We start from the raw sequence: 19472 nt of genomic DNA, 5'->3' as shown, positions 1-19472 counted from the left end.
GCGTTCGGCTTGCGGAGCACCCCTCGGGCACTGCCCGGGGGGTGCTCCGCTGTCGGCGGTCAGGACAGCCGCGCGGTCAGGACAGCTGCACGGAGCGCTTGGACAGCCCGTACCAGAAGCCGTCGACCGTCGTGGTGGCCTCCTGCGCCGTGCTCGCGCCCAGGGACACGAACAGCGGCGCGAAGTGCTCGGTGCGCGGGTGCGCGATGCCGGCGGCGGGCGCCTTGCGCTGGAAGTCCAGCAGCGCGTCCACGTCGCCGTCGGCCAGCGCCCGCCCCGCCCAGTCGTCGAACTCGGCGGACCACGACGGCGGCTGGTAGTCCGGGCCGACGGACAGGTCCACGCAGCTCAGGTTGTGCGTCATGAACCCGCTGCCGACGATCAGCACGCCCTGGTCGCGCAACGGCGCCAGCGCGCGCCCGACGTCGAACAGCTCGCGCGGGTCGAGGCTGGGCATGGACACCTGCAGCACCGGGACGTCCGCCTCGGGGAACATCTCCTTCAGCGGCACGTACGCGCCGTGGTCCAGCCCGCGCCGCTCGTCGCGCGCCACCGGTCGGTCGAGCAGCCCGGTGACCGCGCGGGCCAGCTCGGGCGCGCCCGGCGCCTCGTAGGTGACCTCGTAGTACCGCCGGGGGAAGCCCCAGAAGTCGTACGTGAGCGGCACGGAGGTGGTCGCGCCCAGCGTCAGCGGGTCGTTCTCCCAGTGCGCGGACACCACGAGGATCGACTCGGGTCGCGGCAGCGTCGCGGACCACGACCTCAGCTCGCCGGTCCACCGCTCGTCGTCGGCCAGCGGGGGCGCCCCGTGGCCCAGGTACAGCACAGGCATCACGGGGACGACTGTACGCCCTTTAGTTGAATTTTCAACCATGCCGCCGCGGCGCGGGGGTCCTCGGCCTCGGTGACGGCCCGCACGACCACCACGCGCTCCGCGCCCGCCGCCAGCACCTCCGGCAGCCGCTCCCGGTCGATGCCGCCGATGGCGAACCACGGCCGCGCGGTCGCGCCCGCGGTGGCGCGCACCAGGTCCAGGCCGGGCGCGGGACGTCCCGGCTTGGTCGGCGTCGGCCAGCACGGCCCGGTGCAGAAGTAGTCCACGCCGTCCTCGACGGCCGCCGCCCGCGCCTGGGCGACGTCGTGCGTCGACCGGCCGATCACCACCTCGTCGCCGACCACGCGACGCGCCGACGGCACCGGCAGGTCGTCCTGCCCCAGGTGCAGCACGTCGGCGTCCACGGCCAGCGCCACGTCCGCCCGGTCGTTCACCGCGAGCAGCGCGCCGTGCCGCGCGCACGCCTCGGCGAGCACTTCCAGCGCGGCGATCTCCTGCCTGGCTTCCAGGCCCTTGTCCCGCAGCTGCACGACGTCCACGCCGCCCGCGAGCGCGGCGTCCGCGAACTCGGCGAGGTCCGGGCGGGCCGGGGTGCAGAGGTAGAGCCGTGCGTCGGCGAGCCGCCGCCTGATCCGCGTTCCGTCGAGTCCTGGCACGGGCCGCACGGTAACCGCCGGGCCGCCGCGTGCGCTACGGTGGAGACGGTCCGCACGGGAGCCCGGAACAGACCGGGCTGAGAGGGAGCGTGGTTCGCTCCGACCGTCGAACCTGATCCGGGTCATGCCGGCGCAGGGAGCGTGAGTGCCTTGGCAGTGCGAGTGACCGTCCTCGGCGGTGGCGTCATCGGCCTGTCCGCCGCCTGGTACGCGGCCCGCGCCGGTTTCCCCGTCGTGGTGGTGGACCACGGCTCGCCGCACGGCGGCTCGTGGGTGGCGGGCGGGATGCTCGCGCCGATCACCGAGGCGTGGCCGGGCGACGAGGACGTGCTGGCGCTCGGCGTCGAGTCGTTGGCGCTGTGGCCGGAGTTCGCCCGCGAGCTGGGCGTGGAGCTGAGCCCGGCCGGGACGCTGGCGGTCGCGGTCGACCGGGCCGACGTCGAGGTGCTGGACCAGCTGCGCGACTACCTGGGGCGCAGGGGCCGGTCCGCGACGAGGTTGACCGGGCGTGAGCTGCGCGCCCTGGAACCCGGCCTCGGGTCCGTCCGAAGTGGACTGTCGGTGCCCGGTGACGTGGCCGTGGACAACCGGGCGCTGCTGCGCGCGTTGCGGGCCGCCTGCGAGGCCCGCGGCGTGGCGTTCACCGACTCGGCCCCTCCCGAGGCCCCCGGGGTCACGGTGATCGCGGCGGGCGCGTGGAGCCGCGACCTGCACCCGGCGCTGAAGGACGTGATCCGGCCGGTGAAGGGCGAGATCCTGCGGCTGTCGGCACGACCGGGCGCGCTGCCGCCACCCCGGCACACGATCCGCGCGCACGTCTCCGGCCGACCCGTGTACCTGGTGCCGCGCGCGGACGGGTTCGTCCTCGGCGCCACCCAGTACGAAGCCGGGTTCGACGGCGGCGTGACCGTCGGCGGCGTGCGGGACCTGCTGCGCGACGCCGAGGTCGTGTGGCCCGGCATCGCCGAGTACGCGCTGACCGAGGCCGCCGCCGGGTTCCGCGCGGGCAGCCCCGACAACGCGCCGGTCGTCGACTGGCTGGAACCCGGCGTGCTGGCCGCCACCGGCCACCACCGCAACGGTCTGCTGCTCGCGCCCGTCACGGCGCGGCGGGTGCTCACCCTGCTCCGCGAAGGAGGGAACAACCGGTGAAGGCGAAGGTCAACGGCGCCGAGCGGGACCTGGCCGACGGCGCCACGGTCGCCGCCGTGCTCGTGCTGCTCGACGCGCCGCCCAGCGGCGTCGCGGTCGCGGTGGACGGCGAGGTCGTGCCGCGCGCGGCGTGGGCCACGACCACCGTGCCCGACGGCGCCGTGGTCGAGGTGCTGACCGCCGTGCAGGGGGGCTGACGTGGACGACCCCCTGGTGATCGCCGGACGGGAGTTCGGCTCGCGCCTGGTCATGGGCACCGGCGGCGCGGCGAACCTGGCGGTGCTGGAACGCGCGCTGGTGGCGTCCGGCACCGAGCTGACCACCGTCGCCATGCGCCGCCTGGACGCCTCGGGCGGCGGCGTGCTCGACCTGCTCGGCCGGCTCGGCATCTCCGCGCTGCCCAACACCGCCGGCTGCCGCACCGCCGCCGAAGCCGTGCTCACCGCCCGGCTCGCCCGCGAAGCGCTGGGCACGGACTGGGTGAAGCTGGAGGTCGTCGCCGACGACCAGACCCTGCTGCCCGACCCGGTCGAACTCCTGGACGCGGCGGAACGGCTGGTCGACGACGGTTTCGTGGTGCTGCCCTACACGTCCGACGACCCGGTGCTGGCGCTGCGCCTGGAACAGGCGGGCTGCGCCGCCGTGATGCCGCTCGGCTCGCCCATCGGCACCGGGCTGGGCATCCGCAACCCGCACAACATCGAGCTGATCGTGGCGCGCGCCTCGGTGCCGGTGGTGCTGGACGCCGGTGTCGGCACGGCGTCCGACGCGGCGCTGGCGATGGAGCTGGGCTGCTCGGCGGTGCTGCTGGCGACGGCCGTCACCAGGGCGCAGGACCCGGAGCGGATGGCCGCGGCCATGCGGGCCGGCGTGGAAGCGGGCAGGTTGGCCCGGCTGGCGGGCCGCATCCCGAAGCGGTTCTGGGCGCACGCGTCGAGTCCGGCGATGGGGTGATTGCCAAGCACGGCATGATGGACGCTCGTTGTGCCCGTCTGCCCGAGGAGGACCGCCGTGACGGCCGACCAGGTCGAGGACGCCACCGCCCGGCTGTACCTCGCGATCGGCAGGCTCTCCCGGCTGCTGCGCCGCACCGGGTCGCCCGGCCTCGGACCGGGCGCGGTGTCGGCGCTGGCGACGCTGGCGCGCTGCGGCCCCATGCGGCTGGGCGACCTGGCCGCCAAGGAGGGCGTCGCGCCACCGACCCTGTCCCGCATCGTGGCCGCGCTGGTGGAAGCCCGGTACGTGCGCCGCGAACCGGACCCGCAGGACGGCCGCGCCTGGCTGGCCACCCCCACGCCGGAGGGCGTGACGATGGTGTCGGGGGTGCGGTCGGCCCGGGTGCGGGAGCTGCAGCGGCGGATCGAAGAGCTGAGCCCCGAGCACCGCGACGCCCTCGTCAACGCCCTGCCCGCGCTGGAGGTGCTGGTCGGCGAGACGGCCTGACCCCCGAACCGCCGGCTACCCCTCCAACCGCCACAGCGGCGACACCGGGCCGACCCCGGCGCCCAACGGGTACGCCGCCGCCACCGACCGGACGACGAAGTCCTTGCCGAACCGCACCGCCGCCGGCACGTCCGCGCCCCGCGCCAGCTGCGACGCGATCGCCGACGCCAGCGTGTCCCCGCTGCCGTGCGTGTGCTTGACGTCGTAACGCGGCCCCAGCAGCTCCACGAACCGCTCGCCGTCGTACAGCACGTCAAGGCACTCCGGGTCGTCCCACAGGTGCCCGCCCTTCACCAGCACCCACCGCGGCCCCATCGCGTGCAACGCCTCCGCCGCCCTGCGCTGGTCCGCCCGGCTGCGCACCTCGATCCCGGTCAGCAGCCGCACCTCGTCCAGGTTCGGCGTCACCAGCGTCGCCCGCGGGAACAGCAGCACCCGCAGCGCGTCCAGCGCGTCGTCGGCCAGCAGCTGGTGCCCGTGCATCGACGCCGCCACCGGGTCGACCACGAACGGCCCGACGTCGACCCGGTCCAGCGCGCCCGCGACCGCCTCGACGATCGCCGCCGACGCCAGCATCCCGGTCTTCGCCGCGTCCACCCCGATGTCCGTCGCCACCGCCTCCACCTGCGCCGCCACCACCTCCGGCGGCAGCTCGGCGTACCCGGACACGCCCAGCGAGTTCTGCACCGTCACCGCCGTCACCGCCGTCATCCCGTGCACGCCGCACGCGAACAACGTCCGCAGGTCGGCCTGCAGGCCCGCACCACCGCCGGAGTCCGACCCGGCGATGGTGAGGACCCGCGGTGGCGTGACCGCCATCAATCCACCACCGGCAGGTACACCTTGCTGCCGCGGTCGCCGAACTCGTGCGACTTCTCCGACATGCCCGCCTCGATCGCCTCCACAGTGGACAGCCCGCGCTCCTCCGCGTACCGCCGCACGTCCTGGGTGATCTTCATCGAGCAGAACTTCGGCCCGCACATCGAGCAGAAGTGCGCCGTCTTCGCGGGCGCCGCCGGCAACGTCTCGTCGTGGAACGACCGCGCCGTGTCCGGGTCCAGCGACAGGTTGAACTGGTCCTCCCAACGGAACTCGAACCGCGCCTTCGACAGCGCGTCGTCCCAGTCCTGCGCCCCCGGGTGCCCCTTCGCCAGGTCGGCGCTGTGCGCCGCGATCTTGTACGTGATCACGCCCGTCTTCACGTCGTCCCGGTTCGGCAGGCCCAGGTGCTCCTTCGGCGTCACGTAGCACAGCATCGCCGTGCCCAACCAGCCGATCTGCGCCGCCCCGATCGCCGACGTGATGTGGTCGTACGCGGGCGCGATGTCCGTGGCCAGCGGCCCGAGGGTGTAGAACGGCGCCTCACCGCACCACTCCTCCTCCAACCGCACGTTCTCCGCGATCTTGTGCATCGGCACGTGACCCGGACCCTCGATCATCACCTGCACGTCGTGCGACCGCGCCACGTGCGTCAACTCGCCCAACGTGCGCAGCTCCGCGAACTGCGCCTCGTCGTTGGCGTCCGCGATCGAACCCGGCCGCAACCCGTCACCCAGGCTGAACGTCACGTCGTACGCGCGCAGGATCTCGCACAGCTCCTCGAAGTGCGTGTACAGGAAGCTCTCCCGGTGGTGCGCCAGGCACCACGCCGCCATGATCGACCCGCCGCGCGACACGATGCCCGTCACCCGCCGCGCCGTCAGCGGCACGTACCGCAGCAGCACCCCCGCGTGCACCGTCATGTAGTCCACGCCCTGCTCGGCCTGCTCCACCACCGTGTCGCGGTACACCTCCCACGACAACTTCGCCGGATCGCCGTCCACCTTCTCCAGCGCCTGGTAGATCGGCACCGTCCCGATCGGCACCGGCGAGTTCCGCACGATCCACTCGCGCGTCTCGTGGATCCGCTTGCCCGTCGACAGGTCCATGATCGTGTCGGCGCCCCAGCGCGACGCCCACACCATCTTCTCCACCTCCTCCTCGATCGAGGAGGACACCGCCGAGTTCCCGATGTTCGCGTTGACCTTCACCAGGAACTTCTTGCCGATGACCATCGGCTCGGCCTCGGGGTGGTTGCGGTTCAGCGGGATCACCGCCCGGCCGATCGCCACCTCGTCCCGGACGAACTCCGGGCTCATGTTCTCCCTGGCCGCCACGAACCGCATCTCCGGCGTGACGATCCCCGCCTTGGCGTACGCCAACTGGGTCACCGCGCCGTTCACCGGCTCGCGACCCGCGACCCAGCCCTCGCGCAGCTTCGGCAGTCCACTGTGGACGTCGATGGTCGCGCTCTCGTCGGTATACGGACCGGAAGTGTCGTACAGGTCGACGTGCTCGCCGTTGGTCAGCTCCACCCTGCGAAAGGGCACCCGCACACCATCGCCCACCTCTCGGTGGACCTTCCGCGAGCCCGAAACGGGCCCGGTGGTGACACTGGGCTTGACCGAGCGGTCGTCAAGTGCCGTCACGACATTCCTCCCTACGCCGGCATTACCCGGTCAGGTTCAGGCGGTCGGCGGCACCGGGACCCCGCAGGTCCCAGCCACCCTCTCAGCCCGCTGTGGCGCGAGCTCCCGCGTGTGTTGAGTTGTCCAGCCCCTCGGGCTGTCGGCCTGACCATAGCCACGGCCCGCCACCGCTGCCAAGGTGCGGGTGCCAAGCCCCACCCTTTGCGCGTACCTTTCACCGCGTGGCTGATCACCAGCCGTTCCCGCCCGGCGCCCGGCGCGTGGCCCGCCCCGCCGCCGTCTCGCCGTGCCCGTCGTGCGGCGACCTCGCGGGCCGCGGCTACCCCGGGTGCCGGTTCTGCGCCGAACTCGTCGACCAGTACTGGCTGCTCGACTGGCAGGAGCTGCTGGCCGCCGAACAACTCGCCGAAGGCGGCGCCGGCGAACGCGAACTCGCCGAACTCGTCCTCGCCGACGAAGTCGGCCTGCACCCCTGGACCTGCACCGACTGGGCCATGACCCTGCTTGCCTGCTCCCAGTGCGGCGAAGAACTCGCCACCGGACCCGTCGACTGCGTCCGCTGCGCCATGGCCGACAACCTGCGCTGGTCCTGGGACCACACCGGCCACCCCGCGGCGATGACCGCGGGCGAACACGCCCTGCGCGTCGCGCGGGCCACCCTGCGCGCACCCCACCGCGGCCGTGCCGCCATCGTCGGCGCGTGGCGGCTGCTGCTGCCGTTCCTGCTGGTGGGAGAGCTGCCGACGGTCGGCCAGGTGCGGCGGATCAGGGCCGCCGTGCTCGCCGGCGCCTACCCCGAACTGGCCCGCTGCGCGGGCTACGTCGAACTGGCGTCACTGCCCGAACTGCCCTGGCGGCGCCCCGAGCGCCCCACCCGCGCCGACCACCAGCCGAAGGCCCAGCGCCACCACGACACCACCGCCGCCGCGGCGCGCGCCACCCCCGGCGAACCGGCCACCGACCCCGCCTGACCAGCGCCCGTCCCGCCCCTGTCCCGCTTGAGCCCGCCCTGGTTGAGCCCGCCCTGCTTGAGCCCGCCCCGGTCAGTCGTCCTCGTCGTCCGCGAACGGGTCCTCCGACGTCGCCGGGTCCCACGACAGGCCCGGCACACCCCACCCGTTGGCCTTCAACATCCTCTTCGACGCCCGCTTGTGCCGACCCACCAGCCGGTCCAGGTAGATGAGCCCGTCCAGGTGATCGGTCTCGTGCTGCAGGCACCGGGCGAAGAACCCCGTGCCCTCCACCTCCACCGGCTTCCCGTCGCCGTCGGACCCGGTCACCTTCGCCCGCGCCGCCCGACCCGTCGGGTACGACTCGCCCGGCGCCGACAGGCACCCCTCGAAGTCGTCGTCCGGGTCCGGCATCCCCAGCGGCACCTCCGACGTCTCCAACACCGGGTTCACCACCACACCCCGGTGCCGGACGCCCTGGTCGTCCGGGCAGTCGTAGACGAACAACCGCAGGTCGACCCCGATCTGGTTGGCCGCGAGACCGACACCGTTCGCCGCCGCCATCGTCTCGTACATGTCGTCGACCAGCGTGCGCAGCGCCTCGTCGAACACCTCGACCGGGCGGGTCGGGGTGTGGAGCACGGGATCTCCGGCGATCCGGATCGGGTGAACTGCCATGACGCGCAGCCTAACGGCGAGCCGATCGGACGCGCCGACCGATGAGCCGACCCGGACCAAGATCACGTGATGTAATGGCACCCACGCACGGGACACGGCTGAGGAGCCAGATGGACGCCGCAGAGGCACTGGCGCCGGCGGAGGGGCCGGACGACGGGTTGACCGACCGGGAGCGCGAGATCCTGGCCTTCGAGCGCCAGTGGTGGAAGTACGCCGGTGCGAAGGAACAGGCCGTCAAGGAGCTGTTCGACATGTCCTCGACGCGCTACTACCAGCTGCTGAACGCGTTGATCGAGAAGGAAGAGGCGTTGGCCGCCGATCCGATGTTGATCAAGAGACTGCGCAGGTCCCGCTCCGGCAGGCAACGCGCCCGCGCGGCCAAGAGGCTGGGCGTCGAGCGCCGATGACGAACCCGGAACAGCCCGCGGGCCCCGCCCACCCGGCCCGCGCCGCGGGCTACGCGCTGATCGGCGTGGCCGTCGTCGCCCTGGTGATCGGGCTGATCAGCCTGTTCACCGGCGGCCCCGGCGACGACCCGTCCACCGCCCAGTCGACCCCGCCGGCCGACACCTCCACCGCCTCCGCCGGCCCGACCACCGCGGTCCCGCCCGGCGAGACCACCACCCCGGCCCCGTCCTCGGACACGCCCCAGCCCACCACCGGCGCACCCACCACCACCGGCGAAACCCCCGGCGGCACCCCGACCGGCACCCCCGGCGCCACCCCGGGCGGCACCAACGCCGAAGTCCCCCCGCCGCCGGTCGACCCCGCCCCCAAGCCCTCGGTGCGCATCTACAACAACAGCACCACCCAGGGCCTGGCGGGCCGCGCGTCCGACGACGTCCTCCGCGCCGGCTGGCAGGTCGCCGAGAAGGGCAACTACTCGCAGGGCACCATCCCGACCACCACCGTCTACTTCCGGCCCGGCACCGACGAGGAAGCCTCCGCCACCGAACTGGCCAGGATCCTCAAGGCCCGCGTCGAACCCCGCTTCAACGGCATCGAGTCCGCCCAACCCGGCATCATCGTCATCGTCACCAACGACTACCAGGGCCCCTCCGGCAAAGCCTCCTGACCCCCGCGAGTCGAACCCCCACGTCCCGCGAGTCGAACACTCACGTCGGGCGAGTCGAACCTCCGCGTCCCGCGAGTCGAACGTTCAGGCCCCGCGAACTCACCGTTCGCGGGGCCTGAACGCTCGCGGGACTTACCGCTCGCGGGACTTGGCGTAAGCGGCCAGGGTCGCCAGCTGCGCCGGGTCCAACGACGGCCGGACCGCCGCCCGCGCCGCCGCGAGGTGAGCACCCGTCACCTCCGCCGCCGACAACGACTCCCGCATCGCCGTCAACGCCGCCTCCCGGATCAACGCCGCGCAGTCCGCCGCCGAGTACCCGTCCAACTCCTCGGCCAGCGAACCCAGGTCCACGTCCGACCCCAACGGCGTGTTCCGCGACGACGCGCGCAGGATCTCCGCCCGCGCCTCCGCGTCCGGCGGCGGCACGTACACCAACCGCTCCAACCGCCCCGGCCGCAACAACGCCGGGTCCACCAGCTCCGGCCGGTTCGTCGCACCCAGCACGATCACGTCCCGCAACGGCTCGACCCCGTCCAACTCGGTCAACAACGCCGCGACCACCCGGTCCGACACGCCCGAGTCCGACGACTGCCCGCGCCGCGGCGCCAACGCGTCCACCTCGTCCAGGAACACCAGCGCCGGCGCCGCCTCGGCCGCCCGCCGGAACAACTCGCGCACCGCGCGCTCCGACTCGCCGACGAACTTGTCCATCAACTCGGCGCCCTTGACCGACAGCACGTTCAACCGCCCGGTGCCCGCCAACGCCCGGACGAGGAACGTCTTCCCGCACCCCGGCGGACCGTAGAGCAACAACCCACGCGGTGGCGCGACACCCAACCGGGCGAACGAATCCGGGTACTGCAACGGCCACAGCGCGGCCTCCGTCAGGGCCTGCTTCACCTCGGTCATGTCGCCGACGTCGTCCAGCGTCAGCCCACCGGTCCGCAAGGTGTCCGAAGTGGACATCGAGATCGGGCGAACGCTCTCCAGCGCGCCCACCAGGTCCGCCTGCCCGACCCGCGGCTCGTCCACGTCACGCTGCCGCAACGCCGCCCGCAACGCCGCCTCCCGCCGCAACGCCACCAGGTCCGCCGCCACGAACCCGGGAGTCCGGTCCGCGACCGCGCCGAGGTCCACATCGGACTCGACCGGCACGTCGCGCAGCAGGACCCGCAGCAGCTCGGTCCGCACACCGCCGTCGGGCAGCGGCAGGACCAGCTCCCGGTCGACCAGCTCCGGCACCCGCAGCCGCGGGTCGACCGCCTCCGGGTGGGCGCTGGTGACCACCAACGCCACCCCGTCGGGACGACGGCGCAACGCGTCCAGCACCACCGTCGCCACCGGCGGCGGCGAGGCCGCGGGCAACAACGCCTCCACGTCGGTCAGCAACAGCACCGCCGGCGCCTGCTCCTGCGCCCGCGCCAACGCGTCCACCACCCGCTGCGCCGCCGCGTTCGCCTCAAGTACGGCGATGCTCGGCGCCGCCACCTCCACCACCGCCGCCCCGGCCCCTGCCGCCACGGCTCGCACGAACGTCGCCTTGCCGACCCCTTCGGGCCCGTTCACCAGCGCCGCCAACCGCGGCGTGGCCCCCAGGCGGGTCAGCAGCTCGGGGTGGCTGAACGTCAGGTTCAACCACTCCGCCAACCGCTTCGCTGCCTCCTGCTGCCCGACCAGATCCGCAACCGGCACCGCCGGCACCACCACCTCGACCGCCGCGCCCCCCACCCCCGACCCACCCCCGGGCCCGGCCACCACCCCCGCGCTGACCTGCCCACCACCCCACGCCCTCGCCGCCCCCACACCCGAACCCGCCGCTGCCCCTACCGCCGCCCCCGCCCCCGATGGGACCGCCGACGCGTCACCGGTCCGAGCCCCATCGCGCCAGCCGACCACCGTCGACGGCTGCACGGCCACCGGCCCACCGGCGGGGTCGGCAGACGTGATCGTCAGCAACTCGTTCGTCCACGTCATCCCGATGGCGTTGGACAGCTTGCTGCGCGTGGCGCTCACATCCGCACCGGGCGGTGGCGCCAGGTCCTGCGGCAGCAGCGAGACCGCGTCACCGACCGTCAGCACCTTGCCGGTCAGCGCCATGCGCAGCGTCTCGGGCGTGAGCGACGTGCTCGCCAACCGCGACCCGGCCACGATCACCGTGCGGGCGGCGGCGACGTCCACCGGCGCCACCACCACCTCCGCGCCTTCCACCACGCCGAGGTTCGACAGCGTCACGTCGTCCGCCAGCAGCACACCGGGCGGCCCGTCACCGTTGGTGGCGGCGGCCAGGGCGGCGCTCACCCGGGCTCCGGTCAGCCGCACGGCGTCCCACGCGCGCAGCCCGAGCGCGTCCAGCACCTCCGGGTGGAGGCGGACCACGCCGCGACGGGTGTCCAGGGCCGAGGGGGACAGGCGGACGGTCAGGGTGATCACGGGTCGAGCCTAGTTGGGCCTGGCGGCGCCGCGCGGTGTTGGGCGGTGCCGGGCGGCCGGTTCCGGTTGGTGGGTCGTGGTGGCAGGTCGGGTCGGACAGGTCGGGTCGGGCAGGTCGGGTCGGGCACGGGCAGGTCGGGCACGGGCAGGTCGAGCGGAGGTGGGCGGTTGGTCGGCGGCCTCGTTGTTTCAACCGACGTTCGGCGCCTTCAAAAACGGCGTTTCGCTACACTCCCGGTGTCGAGATCACCCGATCGTGTACCGCCGACCACCCGCATAACCCCAGCTCAGAAGCACCCTACCGACCTACGGCCGGTCGTGCCGGCGCAAGCCCATCTGCCGCCACCCCCGCCGCTTGCCCGACCGCCCGACCCGACCGCCGGCCTCCGCCGCCACCTGCGTCGGGTCCACCCCGCGCCGAGGCCGCCGCACGGCGCGCATGGCCGCACCAGCGACCCGACCGCCCAGCGGCTGCCGCAACCCCAACCGCCGCGCCGCCACGCCGTGCGCCCGCTTGATCGCCCGCCGGTCCGCCGCCGCCACCGACCACGCCTCCGGGTGCTTGGCCAGCCACCGGTACCGCCGCACCGAGTACGGCAGGTGCGCGAGGTACACCAGCATCGCCGCGCTCAGCGCCACCAGCGGGAACGTGATGACGGCGGCGGCCAGCAGGCCGACCAGCACCAGCAGCGGCGCGACGAAGCGCGGGGGGACCTTGATCGTCTTCACCGACAGCGTCGGGATGCGGCTGACCAGCAGCATCGCGACCGCCACCGTCCACACCGCGACGACCACCTGGCTGGACCACCACCCGGACCGGCCCAGCTGCTCGTCCAGGATCAGCGGCAGCAGCAGCAGCAACCCGCCGGCCGGCGCGGGCACGCCGACGAAGAACTCCTTCGCGTACGGTGGCTGCTCGACCTCCAGCAGGGTGTTGAACCGCGCCAGCCGCAGCACCATGCACACCGCGAACACGAGCGAGATCACCCAGCCCTGCCGGCTGTCCTCGAACTGCCACACGTAGATGACCAGCGCCGGCGCGACGCCGAACGAGATGGCGTCGGCCAGCGAGTCGAGTTCGGCGCCCATCTTGCTGGTGGCGTCGAGCAGCCGCGCCAGGCGGCCGTCGAGCCCGTCGAACAGCGCCGCCGCCGCGATGGAACCGATGGCGGCGCCCCACATGCCCTGGATGGCGAAGTGCACGGCCGACAGCCCGGCGCTCATCGCCAGCACCGTGATGGCGTTCGGCAGCAGCCTGATCCCCGGCCCGCTCGGAGCCATCGGCTCAGCCCTCCGCGGGGAGCTCGGCCAGCACGGTCTCGCCGCCGATGGTGCGCTGCCCGGCCTCGACCAGCACCCGGCTGCCGACGGGCACGTACAGGTCGACCCGCGAGCCGAACCGGATCAGCCCGTAGGTCTGCCCGGCCGTCACCTTGTCACCCTCGGCGACCTCGCACACGATCCGCCGCGCCACCAGGCCGGCGATCTGCACGACCACCACGTCGTGCCCGGTCGGCGTGGTCAGCCACACCGTGTTGCGCTCGTTGTCGTCGCTGGCCTTGTCCAGGTCCGCGGACAGGAACTTGCCGGGCCGGTACGACACCTGCCGCACCAGGCCGGGCACGGGCACGCGCTGCACGTGCACGTCGAACACGGACAGGAACACGCTGATCCGGGTCATCGGCTCGGCGCCGAGCCCCAGCTCGGCGGGCGGCGTGGCCTCGACCACGTGCGACACCGTGCCGTCCGCGGCCGCGACGGCGAGGTCGGGCCTGGTGGGCGTGGTGCGCTTGGGTTCGCGGAAGAACCACGCGACCCACGCGGTCAGCACCGCGCCGACGACACCCGCGCGCTTGGAGTACCGGCGCAGCAGCAGTGTCGCGACGGCGGCGCCGGCGACGAAGGGGCGGCCCGCGGGGTGCATCGGGGGGACGATCCCCCGGGCGAGCTCGAGGAAGTGGGAGACGGCACCACTGTGCTTGTCGCGATCGACGGTCATGGCTCTTCCGTGTCAGGGCGGTGCTTCCGGCCCGCCACACGCTACGCGGCTCCGCCGGGCTGCGTCCGGCCCGCCCGTGCGTCCCCCGACGAACGCACGGCCGGACCAGGACCGCGACCAGGACTTGGACCACCACCAGTGTAAGTCCGGTCACACCGTTGATCAACGCCGGAGCGTCAACCCAGCACTACTCTCCGTACAGGAGGCGCACCGCGACCTCGGCTCCCGCCGCCAGTTCCGTGACGTCCTCCGGCACCTCGATCAGGCAGTTGCTGATCGCCAACGCCGACAGCAGGTGCGAACCCGGCCCGCCCACCGGCGTCACCACCTGCCCGGACGCCGGGTCGTGCAGCCCGCGCCGGAACTGCGTCCGCCCGGCCGGCGACGTGATCGGGGCGCTCAGCCGCGCCACGGCCGTCGGCCGCTCCACCCCGGCGAACCCCATCGCCGCCCGCAGCGCGGGCCGCACGAACACCTCGAACGACACCTGCGCGCTCACCGGGTTCCCCGGCAGCGTCGCCACCGCCACGCCCCCGTACCGGCCCGCGCCCTGCGGCCCGCCCGGCTGCATCGCGACCTTCGTGAACTCCACCCCGCGCCCGGTGAACGCGTCCTTCACCACCTCGTACGCGCCCGCGCTCACCCCGCCGGACGTGAGCAGCAGGTCCACCGACGCCAACCGCGGCGCGATCGCCTCGTGGAACCGCGCCACGTCGTCCGGCACGAACCGCAGCAGCTCCGCCTCGCCGCCCGCCTCGCGCACCGCCGCGGCCAGCATCACGCCGTTCGACTCGTAGATCTGCCCCGGCTCCAGCGGCTCACCCGGCCCCACCAGCTCCGACCCGGTCGACAGCACCAGCACCCGCGGCCGGCGCCGCACCGGCAGCGCCCCGAAGCCCAGCGCCGCCGCCAACCCCAGCTGCGCCGGACCGAGCACGACCCCCGCGCGCAGCACCGTCGCGCCCGCCGCCACGTCGTCCGCCCTGCGCCGCACGTTCTGGCCCGCCACCACCGACCGGTCCACCCGCACCACCGACGTGCCGCCGTCGGTCCACTCCACCTGCACCACGGCGTCCGCGCCCGCCGGCACCGGCGCGCCCGTCATGATCCGGTGCGCCGTGCCCGCCGCCAGCGGGGCCGACGCCGCCCGCCCGGCCGGGATGTCCTCCACCACCGGCAGCTCCACCGGCGTCGACGCCACGTCCGCCGCGCGCACCGCGTAACCGTCCATCGCCGAGTTGTCGAACGGCGGCAGCGGCACCGCCGCCACCAGGTCGCCCGCCAGCACCAGGCCCAGGCAGTCGGCCACCGGCAGCTCCACCACCGGCATCGGCCCGACGAGCCCGGCGACGCGGGCCTTGTGATCAGCGACTCGGGTCAGCGTGTTCGACACGCGCACCATCCTGCCGCGCCCGTGGCAGACTGCTCCAACCGGCTGATCACGACGAGGGGGAACGTTGCAGGTCCGGACCCGCCACACCCCCACCTTCGGGGTGGCCCGACTCGTCCTGGCGCCCGGTGAGCCGGTGGTGGTCGAGCGCTCCTCGGTGCTCGCCACCAGCTTCGGCGTCGCCGTCGACGGCCGCACCAAGGCGCCCGGCGTCAGCGCCGCGCTGTGCACCGCGGGCCCCGAGGGCGGCTGGGTCGACGTCGCCCCGCCCCTGCCCGGCGACCTGCACGTGCTCGAACTCGACGGCACGACCGGCTGGTGCGTCGGCCGGGACAGCTGGCTCGCCTGCGCCGCCACCGCCCGCCTCGACCCGGCCGCGCCGCCCGTGCGCGCCCTGCACGGCGGCGACAACGGCTTCCTCGCCTACGCCTTCGGCGCCGGGCCCGTCGTGCTGAGCTGCTACGGCACGCTCGACGTGGTCACCCTCGAACCGGGCGAGCTGGTCACCGTCGCGAGCGGCCACGTCGTCGCGTTCGCGGACACCGTCCAGTGCCGGCTGCGCGCCGTTTCCCCGGACGCGCCCCAATCCGTGCGGAATGGCGAAGGACTGGTGCTCGACTTCGCCGGCCCCGGCCTCGTGCTGACCCGGACCCGCAGCCCGCGAGGACTCGTCAGTTGGTTGCGCGACAACGGATTCAGCATCCGCTCATGACTCCATAAGGAGGTATCGGCGAACCCCCTCGTGCCTCTAGCGTGGCGGTTTGCTCAGGGTATTTCTCGAAGGAGGACGTCTTGGCTGTCGGCACGGTCAAGTGGTTCAACTCGGAAAAGGGGTACGGCTTCATCGCGGCCGACGGCGGGCCGGATGTCTTCGTGCACTACTCGGCGATCCAGATGGAGGGCTTCCGGACGCTGGCCGAGGGGGACCGCGTGGAGTTCGAGATCCAGGCGGGGCGCGACGGCCGCAGCCAGGCGTCGGACGTGCGAAAGGCGTCGTGAACCTCCGCCCGGCCCGCTTCGCGGCGGGTCGGGCGCCACGGCCGGCCGGCGTTTGCCGGGAACCCCGCGCGACCCCCTGTACGGGGACGTTAGGCTCGCTCGCGTGTCGGAGGACCTGAGCGGGCGACGGTTGGGCCACTACCGGATCGACGGGGTGCTCGGCCGCGGTGGCATGAGCGTGACCTACAAGGCCACGGACGTCAGGCTCGGTCGCAAGGTCGCCCTGAAGGTCATCGGCGAACACCTCACGGCGGACGCCGAGTTCCGCGAGCGGTTCGTCGACGAGGCGCGCAACACCTCGGCGATCGACCACGCCAACATCGTGCCGCTCTACGACTTCGACGAGGTCGACGGGCTGCTCTACATCGCCATGCGGCTGGTCGACGGCCAGGACCTCGCCAGCCACATCAAGGACGGCCCCCTCTCGCCCGCGCGCACCCTCGCGCTGCTCGGCCAGGTCGCCGAAGCGCTCGACATGCTGCACGGCAAGGGCCTGGTCCACCTCGACGTGAAACCGGCGAACGTGCTGGTCACCGCCAAGGAAGCCGCGGGCGAGCACGTCTACCTCGCCGACTTCGGCCTGACCAGGCGCGGCGCCACCGGGCACCGCACCCGCACCGGCGACTTCCTCGGCTCACCCACCTACGCCGCGCCCGAGCACCTGCGCGGCGAACCCCTCGACGGCCGCACCGACCAGTACGCGCTCGCGTGCATGGTGTTCGCGTGCCTGTCCGGCCGGCCGCCGTTCCAGGGCGGCGTGCAGGACGTCATCCAGGGCCACCTCGGCTCCGAGATCCCGTCGCTGACCTCGGTGGTGTCGCTGCCGCACGCCATCGACGACGTGCTGCGCAAGGGCACCGCCAAAGACCCGTCCCAGCGCTACGGGTCGTGCGTCGAGCTGATCGCCGCGGCGCGCGCCGCGCTGTCCGGGGCGCTCCAGGGGGCCCCGCCGCCGCCCCGCCGCGCCGACTCCGGCCCGCTGGGACCCCAGACCGGCGGCGTGCCCGTCCAGCAGCAGCAGACCCCCTACCGGCCGCCCTACCCGCAGCAACAGCAGCCCGGCTTCCTGCAGGACCCGGTCCGGCTGCGCCCGCCGCCCCAGGTCGGCGCGAGCGCGTTCACCAGCACCGCCAAGTCCCGGCCCGCGTGGCTCGCGCCCGTGCTCGTCGGCGCGGTCGCGATCGTGCTCGTCGTCATCCTCGTGGTGATCCTCACGCCGAAGGATGAACCTCCGCGCGAGACCGGGACGACCGGCACCAGCCAGTCCATCGAGGTGGGGGGCACGACCAGCGGCAGACCGCTGCCCACCAGCGTGCCCGTCCGCACGTCCCGCTGACCAGCTCTTCTTGCACTCTCCTCCGTCGAGTGCTAAACACGGTATTGGCACTCGGAACACCTGAGTGCCAACACGCAGGCTGGGACGGTGAGGCCCGTCCCCTCCAGGGGGCTGGTCGTCCGTCGCGGGCACCGAGCCTGGCCGAAGCACCGTGTTCCGCTGTGGGCGTGCGCCCGCAGTGGCCCCATTCGTAATCAGGCGGAGGAACACACCGCAATGGCCAAGATGATCGCGTTCGACGAGGATGCCCGCCGCGGTCTCGAGCGTGGAATGAACATTCTCGCCGACGCCGTCAAGGTGACGCTCGGCCCCAAGGGTCGCAACGTCGTGCTCGAGAAGAAGTGGGGTGCGCCGACGATCACCAACGACGGCGTCTCCATCGCCAAGGAGATCGAGCTCGAGGACCCGTGGGAGAAGATCGGGGCCGAGCTCGTCAAGGAAGTGGCGAAGAAGACCGACGACGTCGCGGGTGACGGCACCACGACCGCCACCGTGCTCGCCCAGGCCCTGGTCCGCGAGGGCCTGCGCAACGTGGCCGCGGGCGCCAACCCGCTCGGCCTCAAGCGCGGCATCGAGAAGGCCGTCGAGGCCGTGACCGAGCAGCTGCTCAAGACCGCCAAGGAGGTCGAGACCAAGGAGCAGATCGCCGCCACGGCGTCCATCTCCGCGGGCGACTCGACCATCGGCGAGCTCATCGCCGAGGCCATGGACAAGGTCGGCAAGGAAGGCGTCATCACCGTCGAGGAGAGCAACGCTCTCGGGCTCGAGCTCGAGCTCACCGAGGGCATGCGCTTCGACAAGGGCTACATCTCCGGTTACTTCGTGACCGACCCCGAGCGCCAGGAAGCGGTCCTCGAGGACCCGTACATCCTGCTCTACGGCTCGAAGATCGCCTCGGTGAAGGACCTGCTCCCGCTGCTGGAGAAGGTCATGCAGGGCGGCAAGCCGCTGCTGATCATCTCCGAGGACGTCGAGGGCGAGGCCCTGGCCACGCTGGTCGTCAACAAGATCCGCGGCACGTTCAAGTCCGTCGCCGTCAAGGCGCCCGGCTTCGGCGACCGCCGCAAGGCGATCCTGCAGGACATCGCGATCCTCACCGGTGGCCAGGTCATCACCGAGGACGTCGGCCTCAAGCTGGAGAACGCCGACCTGTCGCTGCTGGGCAAGGCCCGCAAGGTCGTCGTGACCAAGGACGAGACCACGGTCGTCGAGGGCGCCGGTGACGCCGAGCAGATCCAGGGCCGCGTCAACCAGATCCGCGCCGAGATCGAGAAGTCGGACTCCGACTACGACCGCGAGAAGCTGCAGGAGCGGCTGGCGAAGCTCGCCGGCGGCGTCGCGGTGATCAAGGCCGGCGCCGCCACCGAGGTGGAGCTCAAGGAGCGCAAGCACCGCATCGAGGACGCGGTGCGCAACGCGAAGGCCGCCGTCGAGGAGGGCATCGTCGCCGGTGGTGGCGTCGCGCTGCTGCAGGCCGCCGAGATCGCGTTCGCGGGCCTGAACCTCGAAGGTGACGAGGCGACCGGCGCCAACATCGTCAAGGTCGCCGTCGAGGCGCCGTTGAAGCAGATCGCCGTCAACGCCGGCCTCGAAGGCGGTGTCGTGGTGGAGAAGGTCAAGGGCCTGCCCGTCGGCCACGGCCTCAACGCCGCGACCGGTGTGTACGAGGACCTGCTCGCGGCCGGCGTGCCGGACCCGACGAAGGTCACCCGCTCGGCGCTGCAGAACGCCGCGTCGATCGCCGCCCTGTTCCTCACCACGGAGGCCGTGGTGGCGGACAAGCCGGAGAAGGCGGGCGCTGCCCCGGCCGTCCCGGACGCCGGCGGCATGGACTTCTGATCCGCCCCCGGTCCTCGTGACCGCGGTCTGATCGGCTGGAGTTCACGAAGGGCCCGGTTCGCCACTGGCGAACCGGGCCCTTCGCCGTCACCGGGGTGGAATGGGGGAGTGGCCACACGATCGGGTGATCATGGCCCGGAAATGTACGGAAACGTCGTTACCGATCCTCGGTTAAAACGAGACCGAACCCCTTGACCACCCGCCTACCCCACCCACCCCGCC

General features: G+C 73.0%; 20 protein-coding genes and 2 riboswitches. Of the genes, 11 read left to right on the top strand and 9 right to left on the bottom strand.

Annotation, left to right across the window (positions count from 1 at the left end; all coding sequences use genetic code 11):
- Positions 1-76 precede the first annotated feature (76 nt).
- Together AB0F89_RS04955 and thiE are read right to left on the bottom strand one after the other, a co-directional pair.
- A complete protein-coding gene (locus tag AB0F89_RS04955; protein ID WP_367138713.1) occupies positions 77-832 on the bottom strand; it encodes a dioxygenase in 756 nt (251 codons plus the stop codon).
- The gene (gene thiE, locus AB0F89_RS04950; RefSeq protein ID WP_367132995.1) at positions 832-1491 is read right to left on the bottom strand and encodes a thiamine phosphate synthase; all 660 of its coding nucleotides are present in this window, start codon (positions 1489-1491) and stop codon (positions 832-834) included. Before thiE ends, AB0F89_RS04955 begins: the two co-directional genes overlap by 1 nt.
- A gap of 44 nt (positions 1492-1535) precedes the next feature.
- Positions 1536-1647: riboswitch (TPP riboswitch) on the top strand.
- On the opposite strand from thiE, the gene thiO reads away from it, so the two are divergent.
- Genes thiO through AB0F89_RS04930 form a run of 4 tightly spaced genes read left to right on the top strand, consistent with a single transcriptional unit; the run spans position 1648 to position 4086 of the window.
- Positions 1648-2643 (top strand): glycine oxidase ThiO, encoded by a 996-nt coding sequence (thiO, locus tag AB0F89_RS04945; protein ID WP_367138711.1) that lies wholly within the window; start codon positions 1648-1650, stop codon positions 2641-2643.
- Positions 2640-2840, top strand: coding sequence for a sulfur carrier protein ThiS (thiS, locus tag AB0F89_RS04940; RefSeq protein WP_367132993.1), 201 nt, complete (start codon positions 2640-2642; stop codon positions 2838-2840). The genes thiO and thiS overlap by 4 nt, the downstream gene beginning before the upstream one ends.
- A 1-nt stretch (position 2841) precedes the next feature.
- Positions 2842-3597, top strand: coding sequence for a thiazole synthase (locus tag AB0F89_RS04935; RefSeq protein WP_367132991.1), 756 nt, complete (start codon positions 2842-2844; stop codon positions 3595-3597).
- A 57-nt stretch (positions 3598-3654) separates the two neighbouring features.
- Positions 3655-4086: a MarR family winged helix-turn-helix transcriptional regulator gene (locus AB0F89_RS04930; RefSeq protein WP_367132988.1), complete on the top strand. Its 432-nt coding sequence runs from the start codon at positions 3655-3657 to the stop codon at positions 4084-4086.
- 15 nt (positions 4087-4101) lie between these two features.
- Here AB0F89_RS04930 and thiD read toward each other — a convergent pair whose 3' ends face one another.
- On the bottom strand, positions 4102-4905 hold the full coding sequence (thiD, locus tag AB0F89_RS04925; RefSeq protein ID WP_367132986.1) for a bifunctional hydroxymethylpyrimidine kinase/phosphomethylpyrimidine kinase: 804 nt from the start codon (positions 4903-4905) through the stop codon (positions 4102-4104).
- Positions 4905-6554 (bottom strand): phosphomethylpyrimidine synthase ThiC, encoded by a 1650-nt coding sequence (thiC, locus tag AB0F89_RS04920; RefSeq protein WP_367132984.1) that lies wholly within the window; start codon positions 6552-6554, stop codon positions 4905-4907. The genes thiD and thiC overlap by 1 nt, the downstream gene beginning before the upstream one ends.
- Positions 6545-6673: riboswitch (TPP riboswitch) on the bottom strand. It overlaps the preceding gene by 10 nt.
- Positions 6674-6775: 102 nt before the next feature.
- On the opposite strand from thiC, the gene AB0F89_RS04915 reads away from it, so the two are divergent.
- The gene (locus tag AB0F89_RS04915; RefSeq protein ID WP_367132982.1) at positions 6776-7525 is read left to right on the top strand and encodes a hypothetical protein; all 750 of its coding nucleotides are present in this window, start codon (positions 6776-6778) and stop codon (positions 7523-7525) included.
- Between the two features lie 72 nt (positions 7526-7597).
- On the opposite strand, the gene AB0F89_RS04910 is transcribed toward AB0F89_RS04915, so the two are convergent.
- Complete coding sequence (locus tag AB0F89_RS04910) at positions 7598-8182, bottom strand: peptide deformylase (protein ID WP_367132980.1); 585 nt, start codon at positions 8180-8182, stop codon at positions 7598-7600.
- A gap of 110 nt (positions 8183-8292) precedes the next feature.
- Between AB0F89_RS04910 and AB0F89_RS04905 the strand changes: the two genes are divergently transcribed.
- The gene (locus tag AB0F89_RS04905) at positions 8293-8589 is read left to right on the top strand and encodes a DUF3263 domain-containing protein (protein ID WP_367132978.1); all 297 of its coding nucleotides are present in this window, start codon (positions 8293-8295) and stop codon (positions 8587-8589) included.
- A complete protein-coding gene (locus AB0F89_RS04900; protein ID WP_367132976.1) occupies positions 8586-9257 on the top strand; it encodes a LytR C-terminal domain-containing protein in 672 nt (223 codons plus the stop codon). Before AB0F89_RS04905 ends, AB0F89_RS04900 begins: the two co-directional genes overlap by 4 nt.
- Before the next feature lie 132 nt (positions 9258-9389).
- On the opposite strand, the gene AB0F89_RS04895 is transcribed toward AB0F89_RS04900, so the two are convergent.
- From AB0F89_RS04895 to glp, 4 genes are all read right to left on the bottom strand, one after another.
- A complete protein-coding gene (locus AB0F89_RS04895) occupies positions 9390-11687 on the bottom strand; it encodes an AAA family ATPase (protein ID WP_367132974.1) in 2298 nt (765 codons plus the stop codon).
- Positions 11688-11993: 306 nt separating this feature from the next.
- Positions 11994-12968 (bottom strand): CDP-diacylglycerol--serine O-phosphatidyltransferase, encoded by a 975-nt coding sequence (gene pssA, locus AB0F89_RS04890; RefSeq protein ID WP_367132972.1) that lies wholly within the window; start codon positions 12966-12968, stop codon positions 11994-11996.
- 4 nt (positions 12969-12972) lie between these two features.
- On the bottom strand, positions 12973-13686 hold the full coding sequence (locus AB0F89_RS04885; RefSeq protein WP_367132970.1) for a phosphatidylserine decarboxylase: 714 nt from the start codon (positions 13684-13686) through the stop codon (positions 12973-12975).
- Between the two features lie 187 nt (positions 13687-13873).
- A complete protein-coding gene (glp, locus tag AB0F89_RS04880) occupies positions 13874-15088 on the bottom strand; it encodes a gephyrin-like molybdotransferase Glp (protein ID WP_367132968.1) in 1215 nt (404 codons plus the stop codon).
- 55 nt (positions 15089-15143) lie between these two features.
- Here glp and AB0F89_RS04875 point away from each other — a divergent pair, with 55 nt between their 5' ends.
- The 4 genes from AB0F89_RS04875 (at position 15144) to groL (ending at position 19250) form a co-directional block, all read left to right on the top strand.
- Entirely contained in the window at positions 15144-15788 is a 645-nt protein-coding gene (locus AB0F89_RS04875; protein ID WP_367132966.1) for an AIM24 family protein, read from the top strand.
- An 80-nt stretch (positions 15789-15868) separates the two neighbouring features.
- Positions 15869-16075 carry a cold-shock protein gene (locus AB0F89_RS04870; protein WP_033432301.1) on the top strand — a complete coding sequence of 69 codons (207 nt, stop codon included), beginning with the start codon at positions 15869-15871 and terminating at the stop codon, positions 16073-16075.
- Between the two features lie 103 nt (positions 16076-16178).
- Positions 16179-17411: a serine/threonine-protein kinase gene (locus AB0F89_RS04865; RefSeq protein ID WP_367132964.1), complete on the top strand. Its 1233-nt coding sequence runs from the start codon at positions 16179-16181 to the stop codon at positions 17409-17411.
- 216 nt (positions 17412-17627) lie between these two features.
- The gene (gene groL / locus AB0F89_RS04860; protein ID WP_367132962.1) at positions 17628-19250 is read left to right on the top strand and encodes a chaperonin GroEL; all 1623 of its coding nucleotides are present in this window, start codon (positions 17628-17630) and stop codon (positions 19248-19250) included.
- Positions 19251-19472 lie beyond the last annotated feature (222 nt).

Origin of the sequence: Saccharothrix sp. HUAS TT1, assembly GCF_040744945.1 — a bacterium.
Lineage (GTDB): Bacteria > Actinomycetota > Actinomycetes > Mycobacteriales > Pseudonocardiaceae > Actinosynnema.
Note: the sequence above shows the minus strand (reverse complement) of the source record. Positions and strands in the feature narration are given on the sequence as shown.